Source organism: Synechococcus sp. MIT S1220, assembly GCF_047303025.1.
Lineage (GTDB): Bacteria > Cyanobacteriota > Cyanobacteriia > PCC-6307 > Cyanobiaceae > Parasynechococcus.
Map to the genome: position 1 here is coordinate 718,488 of NZ_CP138939.1, position 13,813 is coordinate 732,300.

The following is a 13,813-nucleotide window of genomic DNA, read 5'->3' on the forward strand; positions in this document are numbered from 1 at the left end:
ACCATGGCTGATGTCATCCTGCTGTCCACAGCGGACTGGGATCATCCCCTCTGGACCAACAAACAGCACCAAGCTCTGTCGCTAGCGGCAGCCGGACATCGCGTTCTTTATGTCGACTCCCTTGGTGTGCGGGGTGCGCGGGCGAACCGTTCTGACAGCAGTCGCATTTTGCGGCGACTGCGACGCAGCGTCCGGCCGTTGCGATGCGTCCATCCAGGGGTCTGGGTCTTGTCGCCGTTGGTGATGCCCGGACGCATCCGCGGACTGGCTGGTCGACTGAGTCGCTGGAGTTTGAATCTGGCCCTGTTCTGGGCGGATCTATGCCTCGATCTACGTCGCCCCCTGCTGTGGACCTACAACCCCAACACTCGCTACTACTTAAAACTCGGCCGTTTCCAGGCGACGATTTACCACTGCGTTGACCGGATTCAGGCGCAGCCGGGGATGCCGGAAGCCTCTCTCGACGTCGCTGAGCACGACCTCTGCGGTGCTGTGAATGCCGTTTTCACAACTGCTCCTGAGTTGCAGCGGACCCTCGCTCCGCTCAATGCCGGTACCCATCTGTTCGGCAACGTTGCCGATGCTGATCACTTTGGTGCTGCTCTGTCCCAGACCCTTGCGCCTCCTCCGGATCTGCCGTCCATCGCTGGCCCGTGCCTGATGTTCATCGGAGCGATTGATGGCTACAAACTCGATCTGGTCATGCTGGAGGCCTTGATCGCCCGGACACCCAGCTGGACCTATGTGCTGATCGGTCCCATTGGAGATGGCGATCCCGACACGGATGTCGAGCCGCTGCGATCCCATCCCAATGTTCACCTGATCGGTGCTCGACCGTATGCCGAGCTGCCCGCTTACCTCTCCCGTGCTGATGTCGCTTTGCTGCCGCTGCAGCTGAACGAGTACACCCGCCATATGGATCCGATGAAGTTTTTCGAGTATCTGGCGGCCGGGTGTCCTGTGGTGGCAACGGCGATTCCATCGCTGGCAGCCCAGGCGGATGTCGCCAGTTTGTGTCCACCGGATCCGGAGGCCTTCCAACGGGCGATCGAAGCGTCGCTACGCGGGGATGGTCCGAGCCGTTCCATGCGTCTCGCCCGTGCCCGGGACTTCACCTATGAGCGGCGGACGGACGCCATGCTTGCCTGCCTCAGGGGCCACGGCCTGATGCCCCCTGAGCCGCTGCCGCCGCAGGCGTTGGCTTACTACCGGGTACGGCGTCAGTTGCGTTTGTCCTGGATCGGTACGCAATCGGCCCTCGCGTTCGTTCAGATCATGGAGCGATGCACGTCGGCAGCCTGGGGAGCAGCGGCGCTGGATCGTTTGCTACGGATCGCACCCAACAGCATCGACTGGTTGGCAGCACGTGCATCCCGTGCTTTGGAGGCTGGAGACAATGCCCTTGCCGTTGGCTTGATCGAACGGATCTGGGGGCTGGATGGGGAGGCTGAGATCCTGCACCAGTTGTTGTTTCGACGTGGATCCAGGCCAGGCGACCGCCGCGATCAGCTCGAGATGTTCGACGCGCTGGCGGCAAGCGAACGCTTGCCGCTGCACTTTGCGGGTTACTGCCGTGTGGTGCGCACCTACAGGGCCATTGACGCCAAGGACCCTGCCGCGATTCGCCGCTGCGCCGATGCCCTGGGGACCATCATCACGAGCCTGGATGCTGATCCAGAGACCTATCGCTGTCTTCGTCCCAATCGCGAGAACCGCGCCAAGCTTTTGATCTCCGCGCATCTCACCCGCTTGCGGGCCTTGATGGCGCTTGAGGATCACGTGTTGTTGGATGACGCATCCCTGGCCCTGCAAGGTTGTGCCAGGCGGTACGACCCCTTTCGAATCGATCGCAACACGGCAACGCGGATGACCCGGAACATCATGCGATGCCTAGCTGTAGCAGCCGTGATGGCCTGGCGATCTGGAGACGGCATCCGATTCGAGGCCTTGTTCAGCGATGTGGAGCGGCTCCAGATCGCTTGTCATGCCGAGCGTTTCGATCCGGTTGCCCAGCGCACACAGGAAGACCATCGCGGTTTTGCTGACCAGATGTTGGAACGGCTGCAGCGTTGCCGATGGTCTGTTGGCCAGCCGGAGAGTCGCCCCGCGATGGACGTTTTTGTTGAGCCGGTCCTGCTCGTTTATTTCCCGGAGTTGCGCTTGGAGCGCGCCGAGAAGGCGTGGCGTTTTCTTCGACCTCTATCCTCCGCATCCCCAGCATGAGCCGGGGGTCGATGCCGGCGATCGCCTTCACGATCGATTCCCTCAAGCTTGGTGGGGCTGAGCGGACCCTGCTCCGCTGGGCGGTCTGGTGTCGTGATGCCGGATGGCGGGTGCTTGTGGTGACCCGCCATGGGCGGGAAAAGGATGCTTACCCCCTACCGCCAGGACTGGAGCGCCGACAGGAACCACCGCTGCCGAGCATGGTTACCTGGTTGGGTTGGTGGGCTTTTCCGGCCCGGATACTGAATTTGCGTGCTCTGCTGCGCAGCGAGGCCGTTGATGTGGTGGTGGGGGTGACCGTGCTGCCGGCGGTCAAACTTCTGCTGGCCACCCGGGGATTGTCCTTGCGCTGCCTGGTGTCGGAACGCAACTATCCACCCGCCAAACCACCGTCGCTTCCCTGGCGATGCCTGCGCCGGCTCAGCTATCCGTGGGCTGATCTGCACCTTGTTCAGACCCGCACAACGGGGAACTGGCTGCGGCGCCACTGCGGTGCACGCCGTCAGCTTCTGCTTCCCAATCCGGTGGTTTGGCCCCTGCCCGAGCATGAGCCGCGGCTGCGTCCCGATGATCTGCTTCCGGCTGATGTTCCTGTGATTCTTGCGGCTGGAACCAAACCTCACCAGAAGGGGTTCGACCGTTTGATCCCAGTGTTTTCAATCTTGGGCTGCCGTTTTCCGGCGCTGCATCTGGTGGTGCTGGGTTTAGGTGATCAGCCCCAGCAGGGTGTCGATCACCAGGCCCGGTTGCGGGCACAGCTCGGTGATGCGCCGGACCTTCAGCGCCGTTTCTTGATGCCCGGACCCGTCGGTAACATCTCCGCCTGGTATGAGCGCGCAACGCTGTTCGTGCTTCCGTCGCGCTTCGAGGGGTTTCCCAATGTGCTGCTTGAGGCGATGGCGGCAGGTTGCGTCTGCATTGCCAGTGACTGCCTCACCGGGCCTGCGGATCTGATTGACGATGGCCTGAACGGCCGCCTGCTTGCTGAGCAGGCCTCGACCACAGATTGGGTCGATGGGCTGGGTGGACTGCTCAGCGAGCCCAGCCAACGCCAGTCGCTGGCTGAGCAAGCCTGCCGGGTGCGGCAGCGGTTCTCCGAAGAGCGCCTGCGCCGTGATTTTCTGGATGCCTTGCACCAACCACGCCATGGATGACCTCTGGGTTGTGCTTCCCCATCTCGGAGCCGGTGGTGCACAGAAAGTGGGTCTGCTGGCAGCGGAGCATTTCGCGCACCAGGGCATGACCGTGCGGGTGTTGTCCCTGAGACCCGATCACCCCGTGCGCCACAGGGTGCCAGACAGCGTCAATCTTTTGAATCTGGACTTGTCGACGCACTCTGAGCTGCATCCCTTGCTGAGGGACGCTTCAAACCGTGCGCTGCAGGCACGGGCTCGGCGTTTCAGCGTGGCGCAGCTGATCAAGGTCCAGCGTGGTCTGCTCCGTCTGATCACGCTGCTGCTGTTGCAGGTGTTGCAGCTGTTGCTGCCCTGGCTTGAGACCCGTGTTCAGCCAGGGCGATCCGGGGCGATGACCGCCCTGCTGAACCACTGCATGGGCAGTTTTGGCGGTCTGCGCTACATCCGCCTGCGGCAACTGTTTCTCGAGCGTCAACCCAGACGTGTTCTGGCTCTGCTCTCCAAGACCAACATCCTTTGCTGTGCCGCTGCCTGGGATCTCCCCATTCATCTGGTGGTTTCGGAGCGAAACGATCCCCGATTGCAGGAGATGGATCCGCTCTGGAGCCGCCTGAGGCGCATCTGTTACACGCGGGCTGATGTGGTGACCGCCAACACAGAGGGGGTGCTGCGGGCCTTGCGAGGCATGGGGCATTGGACCCGCCTTGAGCTGCTGCCGAATCCTTTGCCAGCCGGTGTTCTCCGTGACGACAGCGCCCCATCGGGGCAGCGTCGTTGCGAGGAGGTGCTGGCGGTTGCCCGGTTGGTGCCCCAGAAGGGCCTGGATCTGCTGATCCGCGCATTTGCTGCCCTACCTGAATCGTTGCGTTCACGCTGGCTGTTGACGCTGGTCGGTGATGGTCCGGAGCGCCAGGCCCTCTCCGATCTGGCTCAGGCTTCGGGCATCCCTGACCGGGTGGTGTTCGAGGGCTTTCAGTCAGATCCTGCTGTGTTCATGGCACGCGCCTCGATCTTTGCGCTCCCTTCTCGGTTTGAGGGCATGCCCAATGCTCTTCTTGAGGCGATGGCGGCTGGTCTGCCGTCGGTCGTGAGTGATGCGTCGCCTGGCCCTCTCGAAATGGTGAGCGATGCGGTCCACGGCTTGGTGGTTCCCAAGGAGGATCATGCGGCATTCGCCACGGCGCTTCAGGCTCTGATGGTGGATCCCCAGATGCGGCGGACGCTGGGCTCTGCAGCCCGTCAGAAGCTTCGGACCCTTGACTGGCCGGATGTTGAGCCGCACTGGCGTTCGGTGCTGGCCTTGCCTTCAACGTGATGGAGGCTGTTCACGATCGAGGGCACCTGATGGTGTTTGCGCCGACCCGACGGGCAGTCAGTGAGACTTTCATTCGCGCCAATTTGGCGAGATTGCCCTTTCGGATTTCGGCTTATTTCGGTGATGAGCGCCCCTGGTTCAAGCCGCTGCGGCTGCTATACGGCCTGGCGATTCTGCTCAGCAAAGTGCTGACCCGGCTGCGACTGTTGCGAGCCGCAGGCTTACCGGCGTCTGGCGCGGCGATGTTGCTGATTCAGCGTGATCGTCCCGCGCTGGTGCTGGCTGAATTCGGTTTTGAGGCCGTGCGGGTGATGGAAGCCTGCAGATGGAGTCGACTCCCACTCGTGGTCCACTTTCGCGGATCAGATGCGTCGGCGGAGGAACGCATCGGCGTGCTCAGCAGCCGCTACAAGCGTCTGTTCAGCATCGCTGATGGCGTCATCGTGAAATCAAACGCCATGGCGGAGCGCCTCATCGGTCTGGGGGCGCGGCGCGAACGGATCATCGTCAGTCCATCCGGCGCCGACAGTGAGCTGTTTCATGGCAGTGCACCCTCGTCGTATGGGCCGCTCTTGCTCGCCGTTGGACGCTTCGTGGCCAAAAAAGGTCCCCTCCAAACCCTCGAGGCATTCCGTCGTTGTCTGCTGCAGCTCGGTTCACCAAGCGAGCCGATGCTCTGGATGGTTGGAGAAGGACCGTTGCTGACCCGCGCCATGCAGTTTGTGGCTGAGCAGAACCTGCAGGGGCAGGTCCGTTTCCTCGGTTGTTGCGGCCAGCGTGAGGTGGCAGCTCTGATGCGGCAGGCGAGAGCGTTTGTTCAGCATTCGTGTGTCGCTCCTAACGGCGACAGCGAAGGAAGCCCCGTAGCGGTGATGGAGGCTCAGTTGAGCGGACTTCCCGTCATTGCAACTCGGCATGCCGGCATCCCCGATGTGGTGATTGAGGGAGAGACGGGCCTTCTCGTGGAGGAGGGTGATGAGGAGGCGATGGCGATGGCGATGCTGCGGCTGATCAATGACCCGGAGCTGGCGGAACGCTTTGGACGGGCAGGGCGCCAGCGGGTTCTGAAGAGATTCACCGTGGCTCATCACCTGCAGCAGGTCACCGATCTCCTCGATCGTGTTCAGGCCAAAGCTGCAGCGATGCCGTGCCCACCCCTTTGATGGAACGCTCTCCAACGCTGTTGCTGATTCGCGGGCTTGGCCACAGCGGCACCACAATTTTGGATCTTGCCCTTGGTGCCCACCCACGGATTGTCGGCTTAGGCGAGGCCACGAGGATTCTGCAGACACCGCGCCCTGGGGAGGAAAACCGCGGTCCCGCGCTGTTGCGGGGGTCTCACCGACATGAACGCCGTTGTACCTGCGGGGAGCTAGCAGTTGACTGTCCGGTCTGGGGACCAGCTCTTACGTGGCTGGTCGCTCATGAACAGCAACCTCTACATCAGAAGATGCAACAGCTTCTGAACCTGGTGACTGCTGGAGTCGAGCGCGGCCAGTTGCCTGACGTCATTGTTGATTCTTTTCAGGATGATCTTGAACTGCCGCATCGAATGCCTCCCAATGTTGATGTGCGTGTCATCCATCTCGTCCGTGATGTGCGCTCGTGGTTGCATTCCCGTTTAAGGGCAAACAGGCAAAGGAAACGGTGGCTGCCAGATCTGCGCACCCTTGCGCGATGGTGGTATGTGAATCGCAAGTTTGATCGCGTTTTGCGGCAGTGCGGGCGACCAGTATTTCATTTGGGTTATGAGGAATTGGCTTTAAAGCCTGAACGGTCTTTGCAATTGATCTGCGATTGGCTTGGGCTTGACTTCCACGATCAAATGCTTACTCCTGGTATGACGACAAAAAGTCATATTCTTAGTGGTAACCGCATGCGATTTGACAAAGATCGAGTGAGTGAGATTCGTTACGATGGCTCTTGGCTTGATTCGTCTGACCACGTAATCCGTCTTGCGATGTTGATTCCGCCCGTGCAACGCTTGAACCAGAGACTCGTGTATTCCAATCGGATCTTAACCCGCTGACGACTATTAAGTGCACCACTTACTTGCAGTGGGCCAATGTTGTTGGATATTAAGTTCTGGATGCTCTCGAGAAATTGTCAGAAAAGTCGTGCGTTGGCTCTCTCCTATGGCTTTAAGAATCTCATCAGGAATTGTTGTTGTTGAGTTGCTTTCGTTAACGCGGACTCCCCAGTTTGGAGCGATGTAATCAAGATGGAGATGCCTGCAGAGTGCTTGAAATGTCGTTTCGGTGAAGAGCTTCTCATAGAGATCAATGAAGAGGTCTTTCTGGTCGAATACCGCCTTGATATTTTGGAGTGTTGATAAGTAATTACTGCGTTGGCTGGGCTTCTCGAGGATTTTGGAAGCTAACGTGCGAAGTTGGTCTAACTCATGCTCGGGATTCAATGAATTTGATTTCCTTAGTTTCATTCGCTGTTGCGAAAGAATTCTCTCGACTGGATCTCTCATTATAAAAACTGCTTTTGTTGTGATGCCACGCTTGAGGAATTGATCACGTGTCCAGAATAATGTTTCCTTTTTTAGGCAACTGTATGAAGGCGTGATATCACCGGTTAGTTTGATATCTGATCGACTTAAGATTTTCGAAAAGTAATTAAAATAACGGTCGGGTTTTTCGAGAAAGCGATAGCGGTTCCAGGTGCGCCATTTCCATGGAAATGGACGGCGGCTTCGAAATTTTTGGAATGATGTTAAGCTTAATGCATCAAGAATATGATATTCTTTTAAAAAGCCAAAGTCAGTATCTTCGCGACGGTTAAGTTGATCGTGGAGCCAGGAAGTTCCTGCTTTTTGTGCGCCAAGGCTCAAAAGAAATGTTTTTGTTTTGCCTGCTTCTAGCATTTATTGGCCATGCAGTGAAGAGCGGTTGGCCCGTATTGCGATAAAGTCCATGCATCGAGGCCCGACATGTTGTGGCGAAATCTTTTGATGTGATATCGATAATTTCTATTGATTTCAACCATGATCGGTAGTTCTTCTTTTTTATAGCCATGACAATCGCCTTGTTCTTTGAAAATTTGATACTGAAAAAATTCAGGCGCAGGACGCTTTAAATGGATGGAGTTGTATGCACTGATCGCATTGTTTAGGCCATGGCCATCCATCACAGCGATTGAAGATACGATCGTTGGATTGATCATGACTTCAAGGTTATTTGATGTCGAGTTTTGGAAAACTCTTCACCAGGTTGTCGATACTTTTGACTTGGCTCAGAAATGCCTCCAACATCTCAAGGGGCAGTGCGCTAGGGCCATCGCAGCGAGCCTGATCGGGATCAGGGTGTGCTTCGAGGAATAGTCCAGCCAGCCCGACAGCCATTCCGGCCCTAGCGAGATCCACAACCTGTGATCGGCGACCACCGGACGCGGCGCCGCCAGGATCACGGCACTGCAGCGCATGGGTGACATCGAAGATCAGGGGCAAGTCATCACAGCAACGCCTCATCACTCCGAACCCAAGCATGTCCACAACAAGGTTGTCGTAGCCGAAATTGGTGCCACGCTCGCAAATGAGCAGCTGCTCGTTGCCGCACTCGCGAAACTTTTCAATGATGTTGCCCATCTGTTCTGGGCTGAGGAACTGCGGTTTTTTGATGTTGATCACCGCTCCCGTTTCGGCCATGGCCCGAACCAAATCGGTCTGTCTGGCCAGAAATGCAGGTAACTGAATGATGTCGACCACCTTTGCTGCGGCTTCGGCTTGCTCCGGTGTGTGCACGTCCGTGATCACCGGGATGCCATGGGTGTCTTTCACTGCCTCGAGGATGCGCAGACCCTCGTCGAGACCGGGACCGCGGAACGAATGAATGGATGAGCGGTTCGCCTTGTCGTAAGAGGCCTTGAAGACCAGCGGAATATTCAAGCTTTCGCAGACATCCTTGTAATGGGCAGCGCAGTTCAGGGCGAAGTCCAAATCTTCGAGCACATTCACCCCACCCAGCAACACAAATGGGTGGTCATTGGCGACGGTGATCGTTCCGAGCTTGACCTGTCGCGCTGGCATGTCATCGAATCGGAGCCAGCGGAGCATACCGAGTCTGTTCTTGATGCCCGTGAGCACTAGCCTCCAGCCATGAGCTTTTTGGCAGGCCTTAACGACGCCCAGCGCAAGGCCGTCGATCACCATCAGGGGCCACTGTTGGTTGTGGCAGGTGCCGGGAGTGGCAAAACCCGGGCCCTGACCCATCGTATTGCCCATCTGATCGGTGAACACGGGGCCGATCCGGCTCAGATCCTGGCGGTGACCTTCACCAACAAAGCCGCCCGCGAAATGAAGGAGCGACTCGAGGTGCTGCTTGCACAACGGCTCGCCTTAAGCCAGTTCGGCCAGCCCTGGGGCACCTTGCCCCCCGTCGAACAGCGACAGCTGCGATCGCGTATTTACCGCGAAGTGACGAAAGAGCTCTGGATTGGAACGTTCCATGCTCTGTTTGCCCGTTTGCTTCGTTTTGATATTGACAAGTTCAAGGATGCTGAAGGGCTCAGCTGGACCAGGCAGTTCTCGATATACGACGAGGCGGATGCGCAGAGTCTGGTGAAGGAGATTGTGACGCAGGAACTCCAACTCGACCCAAAGCGGTTTGAGCCCAAGAAGGTGCGCTGGGCGATCAGCAACGCCAAGAATCAGGGCTGGCTGCCGGATCAGCTGGAGGCCAACGCCGAGGGGCAGCGGGGCAAGCTCACCGCCGATGTTTATCGCCGATACCGCAAGGCACTGGCTGCGAACAACGCACTTGATTTTGACGATCTCCTGCTGTTGCCCGTCCAGCTTCTGCAGCAGAACGAGCAGGTGCGGAGCTACTGGCATCGCCGCTTTCGGCATGTGCTGGTGGATGAGTATCAGGACACCAACCGCACCCAATACGACCTGATCAAGCTGTTGGTGACGGATGGCAAGGATCCCCAGTCCTTCGACGACTGGGCGGGGCGATCCGTTTTTGTGGTTGGTGATGCTGATCAGAGCATCTATAGCTTCCGGGCCGCGGATTTCACAATCCTGATGGGTTTTCAGGACGATTTCGGTGATCAGGCCGCCGATGACATCACGCGCACAATGGTCAAGTTGGAGGAGAACTACCGCTCCACCGCCACGATCCTCGAGGCGGCGAATGCGCTGATCGCCAACAACAGCGAGCGGATCGACAAGGTGCTTCGTCCCACGCGCGGCGAGGGGGAACTGATCATGTTGACCCGCTGCGATGACGAGATCGCTGAGGCTGAGGCCGTTGTCCATCGGCTGCGAACGATGGAGGCGGCAAATCCCGATTTGAGCTGGGGTGACATGGCCGTGTTGTATCGGACCAACGCCCAGTCCCGGTCGATCGAGGAGTCGCTGGTGCGCTGGAGGATTCCTTACATCGTGGTGGGAGGGCTTCGTTTCTACGACCGCCGCGAGATCAAGGATTTGCTCGCCTATCTGCGCCTGCTGGTGAATCCTGCCGATACCGTCAGTCTTCTGCGCGTGATCAACGTTCCCAAGCGCGGCATCGGCAAGACCACGATTCAGCGCCTCACGGATGCGGCCAATCAGCTCGGGATCCCGCTCTGGGATGTGGTGAGCGACCCTGAAGCAGTGCGATCGCTTGGCGGACGATCAGCGAAGGGTTTGCTGCAGTTCTGCGAGCTAGTGAATGACTTGCAGCGCCAGATCCAGGATGCGGCGCCGTCGGAGCTGATTCAGCAGGTGATGGAGAAGAGCGGCTATGTGAGTGAACTGATCGCTGATGGCAGTGATGAGGCCGAAGAGCGGCGCCGCAACCTTCAGGAACTCGTTAACGCAGCACTGCAGTACCAGGAGGAGAACGAAGAGGGAGATCTTGAGGGTTTCCTTGCGACTGCAGCGCTCTCCAGCGATGCGGATAACAAAGACACCGCCGCTGATCGGGTCACTCTGATGACACTGCACAGCAGCAAGGGGTTGGAGTTCCCGGTGGTGTGCCTGGTCGGCTTGGAGCAGGGTTTGTTCCCGAGCTATCGCTCCCTCGATGATCCGGCCTCGCTGGAAGAGGAGCGTCGCCTCTGTTATGTGGGCATCACCCGGGCCAAAGAACGTCTGTTTCTGTCCCATGCGAGTGAGCGCCGGCTCTGGGGTGGCATGCGTGAAGCGGCGGTGCCGTCCGTTTTTCTCTCCGAACTGCCTGAAGCCCTGGTTCAGGGGGATCTGCCCCAAAGCGGTGGTGCGGCGTTGCGGCGGGAGCGTCGGCTGGATCGGCTAACCCGTGTTGATCGTGAGCGTCCGGCGCCGGCCGCTGCGAATGCTGTCCGGCGTCGACATGCTGGACCAGCCCCTGGTCGGAGCTGGAGTGTGGGAGATCGCGTCAGCCATGCCAGCTTCGGTCTCGGAGAGGTCACCCACACCTTCGGAAGCGGCGAGAAGGTATCGATTGCCGTGAAATTTGCTGGCATGGGACCCAAAATCCTCGATCCGCGGCTCGCGCCCATCGAACCCGTCGCAGACGCTTAGCGAATCAGTTCACACCACTGCTGATCGATCAACAGTTGTTTCCTGTCGAGGTAGCGGCGCGCGGCCGTTGAGCCCCGCTTCCCAGCCGTAATCCAGGGCTGCTCAAGCCGAGCATCGATTTCGATGACCTCTTCTTGCAGGGCCTGATCGAGCGATGGGAGTCGACCATTCACCAGGACGGTTCTGCCGGCATATAAGGCCAGTTCCATGCGGTTGGCACTCTTTTGGCAGCATTCGACCGGTGTCGGGTAAGGGATCAAAGCCAGGCCAGGTCTGGCCAGAGCCTGGCGCATGTTGTTGATGGTCCAGTCCATGGCTTCGCAGGGCAGGGTGTTGGGCGACAACCTGCGTTCCAGATGTTGGAGAGCCTCGTCGCTGCGTGAGCACACCAGCGTGATGCTGGCTTGATGCTTTTGAAGCGAATCGATCGATGCGGCGATCAGATCGCAGAACAGCGCGAAGGAGGGGCGTTCCGCGGGGCCGATCGCTTCGATTACACCGAACCAGAGAATGTTCAGCGTCGGACGCGGGTCCGGCGGGCGTTCGCTGGTCGTCGGCAGACAGGCTTTGTCCAGGCTGTCGGGAATGACCTTGATCTTGTGTCGCTGCCGTTCTGGAACGGCAGCGATCAGTGCTTTCGTGGGGATGGTGATGGAGCTGGCCAGTGCGAATGCGTCCTGGATATGGACGTAGCTGGGTTTGACGTCGCACGCATCCACGATCAGCCGCGTACCGAACCAACGCGCGACGCGCATTCCATCGATCAGCCGCGGATCGTTCGGTTTGCCCGCGATCACCACCCGGGCTGAGGCGAGGGTCAGCAGGAACTTGGCACGCCGCAACGTCGGTGGCAGATCCCTCAACCACAGGCGCATGTCCTTCGGCAGCCGCCGGCAGAATCGCGGTAAGTCGTGTTTGGACAGGCGCTTCTCTGAGGGCAAGCTCAGCTGCCGAACAGCAGTTCCCTGTTGTTCGGCAAGCCGCTTGACATTCCACCAGCGCAGTCGGCAACCCGCACGGTTCGGGTCAGCCTCGATGAGGACCAGCACTGCGTTTTCTGATCGGATCTCCACAGCAGCTTGCCGGGGATTGCCTTCCGCAGCCTCCGATTAACCTCCTGGCCAGATCAGGCCGGATTGTGTCGACCGTGAGACCGCCGATGATTCCAATCTTCATCGGCTACGACCCGCGGGAACGGGCGGCCACGAATGTGCTGATCGACAGCCTCTATCAGCACAGCAGCGTGCCGCTCAGGATCACGCCGTTGGTCACATCACAGCTTGAAGCGCAGGGCTTGTACAGGCGTACGAGAGATCCGAAGCAGAGCACCGCCTTCTCGTTCACGCGCTTCCTTGTCCCGCATCTGATGGGGTACGACGGCTGGGCCCTTTTCATGGATTGCGACATGCTCTGCCGGGGAGACATCCTGTCGCTCTGGGAGCAGCGGGATGAACGATTTGCCGCCATGTGCGTGCAGCACGATCATGTCCCGGGTGAATCCGTGAAGTTCCTCGGAGAGGTGCAGAGCGCTTACCCGAAGAAGAACTGGAGTTCCTTAATGCTCTTGAACTGCAACCGCTGCACCAAGCTCACTGTTGAGTACGTCAACAGTGCCTCTGGTTTGGAGTTGCATCGTTTCCACTGGTTGGAGGGTGACCATGAGATCGGTGCGATCCAAGGCTCCTGGAATCACCTGGTTGATGTGCAAGCCCCGCCTCAGGAGGGCGATGAGCCGCAGCTTCTGCACTGGACACTTGGTGGCCCTTGGTTCCGCGAGCAGCGGACGATGGGTGGCCCGCTGGCTGCGGAGTGGTTCAGTGCCAGGGACGATGCGATGAAGCTGTGGGATTGAGAATGGAGCGTCGCAGTGTGGTTGCCGTACCGGCCCGGTTGCGATCATCCCGTCTGCCCAACAAGGTTCTTGCGGATATTGGGGGACGGCCGATGATTCAACGGGTACTTGAGCGATGTCGCGCTGCGGTGGGACCTGAGGCCGTTGTGCTCTGCACGGACAGCAGGCAGCTGCAGGGTCTTGCCGAAGACTGGGGTTTCCCCGTGTTGATGACCGCCGAGCACTGCAGTTCCGGCAGCGAGCGGATCGCCTCGGTTGTGGAGCCGTTGATGGCACTCGCTTGGGGAGGTCGGGAGCCTGATCCCTTGCGCACGGCAGTGATCAATGTCCAGGGCGATCAGCCGTTTCTGGATCCCGCAGTGGTCACGGCCATGACGGAGACGTTTGCTCGCCTGGATCCTGTTCCGGCAGTGGTGACTCCGGTGTACCGGCTCAAGCCGGACACGATTCACAACCCCAATGTCGTCAAGACCCTGCTGGCCCACGATGGGCGCGCCCTGTATTTCTCACGCTCCGCCATCCCCCACGTCAGGGATGTGGACCCGTCTGAGTGGCACGGCCATGCCACCTACTGGGGCCATGTGGGCATGTATGGCTTTCGTGGAGATGTGCTGGCCGGATGGGATCAACTTCCGGCATCTCCCCTGGAAGATTTGGAACGGCTCGAGCAGTTGCGCTTGATTGAAGCGGGCCACATGATTGCCACGTTTGAAGTGAACGGCACATCGCTATCGGTGGACACCGCTGAACAGCTGGAACAAGCCAGAGCGATGGCGCGATCGATCGACTGAGCC

12 protein-coding genes are annotated in these 13,813 nt (G+C 59.1%); 8 read left to right on the top strand and 4 right to left on the bottom strand.

Going from position 1 to position 13,813, the window contains the following annotated elements; genetic code table 11:
• The first annotated feature begins 3 nt into the window (after nucleotides 1–3).
• From SIB64_RS03495 to SIB64_RS03515, 5 genes are read left to right on the top strand one after another with little or no spacing between them, the layout of a single operon-like run.
• Nucleotides 4–2,223, top strand: coding sequence for a glycosyltransferase (locus tag SIB64_RS03495; protein ID WP_413441932.1), 2,220 nt, complete (start codon nucleotides 4–6; stop codon nucleotides 2,221–2,223).
• A complete protein-coding gene (locus tag SIB64_RS03500) occupies nucleotides 2,220–3,377 on the top strand; it encodes a glycosyltransferase (RefSeq protein ID WP_413441933.1) in 1,158 nt (385 codons plus the stop codon). The genes SIB64_RS03495 and SIB64_RS03500 overlap by 4 nt, the downstream gene beginning before the upstream one ends.
• Nucleotides 3,370–4,674 (top strand): glycosyltransferase, encoded by a 1,305-nt coding sequence (locus SIB64_RS03505; protein WP_413442855.1) that lies wholly within the window; start codon nucleotides 3,370–3,372, stop codon nucleotides 4,672–4,674. Before SIB64_RS03500 ends, SIB64_RS03505 begins: the two co-directional genes overlap by 8 nt.
• Nucleotides 4,674–5,837 (top strand): glycosyltransferase, encoded by a 1,164-nt coding sequence (locus SIB64_RS03510; RefSeq protein WP_413441934.1) that lies wholly within the window; start codon nucleotides 4,674–4,676, stop codon nucleotides 5,835–5,837. Before SIB64_RS03505 ends, SIB64_RS03510 begins: the two co-directional genes overlap by 1 nt.
• The gene (locus SIB64_RS03515; RefSeq protein WP_413441935.1) at nucleotides 5,822–6,703 is read left to right on the top strand and encodes a sulfotransferase; all 882 of its coding nucleotides are present in this window, start codon (nucleotides 5,822–5,824) and stop codon (nucleotides 6,701–6,703) included. The genes SIB64_RS03510 and SIB64_RS03515 overlap by 16 nt, the downstream gene beginning before the upstream one ends.
• Before the next feature lie 6 nt (nucleotides 6,704–6,709).
• On the opposite strand, the gene SIB64_RS03520 is transcribed toward SIB64_RS03515, so the two are convergent.
• Genes SIB64_RS03520 through kdsA form a run of 3 tightly spaced genes read right to left on the bottom strand, consistent with a single transcriptional unit; the run spans nucleotide 6,710 to nucleotide 8,707 of the window.
• Nucleotides 6,710–7,546 carry a sulfotransferase family protein gene (locus SIB64_RS03520; RefSeq protein WP_413441936.1) on the bottom strand — a complete coding sequence of 279 codons (837 nt, stop codon included), beginning with the start codon at nucleotides 7,544–7,546 and terminating at the stop codon, nucleotides 6,710–6,712.
• Nucleotides 7,540–7,845 carry a hypothetical protein gene (locus SIB64_RS03525; RefSeq protein WP_413441937.1) on the bottom strand — a complete coding sequence of 102 codons (306 nt, stop codon included), beginning with the start codon at nucleotides 7,843–7,845 and terminating at the stop codon, nucleotides 7,540–7,542. The genes SIB64_RS03520 and SIB64_RS03525 overlap by 7 nt, the downstream gene beginning before the upstream one ends.
• A gap of 10 nt (nucleotides 7,846–7,855) precedes the next feature.
• Nucleotides 7,856–8,707: a 3-deoxy-8-phosphooctulonate synthase gene (gene kdsA / locus SIB64_RS03530; RefSeq protein WP_413442856.1), complete on the bottom strand. Its 852-nt coding sequence runs from the start codon at nucleotides 8,705–8,707 to the stop codon at nucleotides 7,856–7,858.
• Nucleotides 8,708–8,776: 69 nt separating this feature from the next.
• Here kdsA and SIB64_RS03535 point away from each other — a divergent pair, with 69 nt between their 5' ends.
• The gene (locus SIB64_RS03535; RefSeq protein WP_413441938.1) at nucleotides 8,777–11,167 is read left to right on the top strand and encodes a UvrD-helicase domain-containing protein; all 2,391 of its coding nucleotides are present in this window, start codon (nucleotides 8,777–8,779) and stop codon (nucleotides 11,165–11,167) included.
• Here SIB64_RS03535 and SIB64_RS03540 read toward each other — a convergent pair.
• Nucleotides 11,164–12,240, bottom strand: a complete 1,077-nt coding sequence (locus SIB64_RS03540) for a hypothetical protein (protein WP_413441939.1) — start codon at nucleotides 12,238–12,240, stop codon at nucleotides 11,164–11,166. The two genes, SIB64_RS03535 and SIB64_RS03540, sit on opposite strands and share 4 nt — an antisense overlap.
• An 86-nt stretch (nucleotides 12,241–12,326) precedes the next feature.
• Here SIB64_RS03540 and SIB64_RS03545 point away from each other — a divergent pair, with 86 nt between their 5' ends.
• Nucleotides 12,327–13,019, top strand: a complete 693-nt coding sequence (locus SIB64_RS03545; protein ID WP_413442857.1) for a hypothetical protein — start codon at nucleotides 12,327–12,329, stop codon at nucleotides 13,017–13,019.
• Nucleotides 13,020–13,021: 2 nt separating this feature from the next.
• Nucleotides 13,022–13,810 (top strand): 3-deoxy-manno-octulosonate cytidylyltransferase, encoded by a 789-nt coding sequence (gene kdsB, locus SIB64_RS03550; protein WP_413441940.1) that lies wholly within the window; start codon nucleotides 13,022–13,024, stop codon nucleotides 13,808–13,810.
• The last annotated feature ends 3 nt before the right edge of the window (nucleotides 13,811–13,813 follow it).

Coding starts and splice junctions, on each gene's coding strand:
- SIB64_RS03535 (WP_413441938.1), top strand. CDS start 8,777: ATGAGCTTTTTGGCAGGCCTTAACGACGCCCAGCGCAAGGCCGTCGAT.
- SIB64_RS03520 (WP_413441936.1), bottom strand. CDS start 7,546: ATGCTAGAAGCAGGCAAAACAAAAACATTTCTTTTGAGCCTTGGCGCA.
- SIB64_RS03500 (WP_413441933.1), top strand. CDS start 2,220: ATGAGCCGGGGGTCGATGCCGGCGATCGCCTTCACGATCGATTCCCTC.
- SIB64_RS03495 (WP_413441932.1), top strand. CDS start 4: ATGGCTGATGTCATCCTGCTGTCCACAGCGGACTGGGATCATCCCCTC.
- kdsB (WP_413441940.1), top strand. CDS start 13,022: ATGGAGCGTCGCAGTGTGGTTGCCGTACCGGCCCGGTTGCGATCATCC.
- SIB64_RS03510 (WP_413441934.1), top strand. CDS start 4,674: ATGGAGGCTGTTCACGATCGAGGGCACCTGATGGTGTTTGCGCCGACC.
- SIB64_RS03525 (WP_413441937.1), bottom strand. CDS start 7,845: ATGATCAATCCAACGATCGTATCTTCAATCGCTGTGATGGATGGCCAT.
- kdsA (WP_413442856.1), bottom strand. CDS start 8,707: ATGCCAGCGCGACAGGTCAAGCTCGGAACGATCACCGTCGCCAATGAC.
- SIB64_RS03545 (WP_413442857.1), top strand. CDS start 12,327: ATGATTCCAATCTTCATCGGCTACGACCCGCGGGAACGGGCGGCCACG.
- SIB64_RS03505 (WP_413442855.1), top strand. CDS start 3,370: ATGGATGACCTCTGGGTTGTGCTTCCCCATCTCGGAGCCGGTGGTGCA.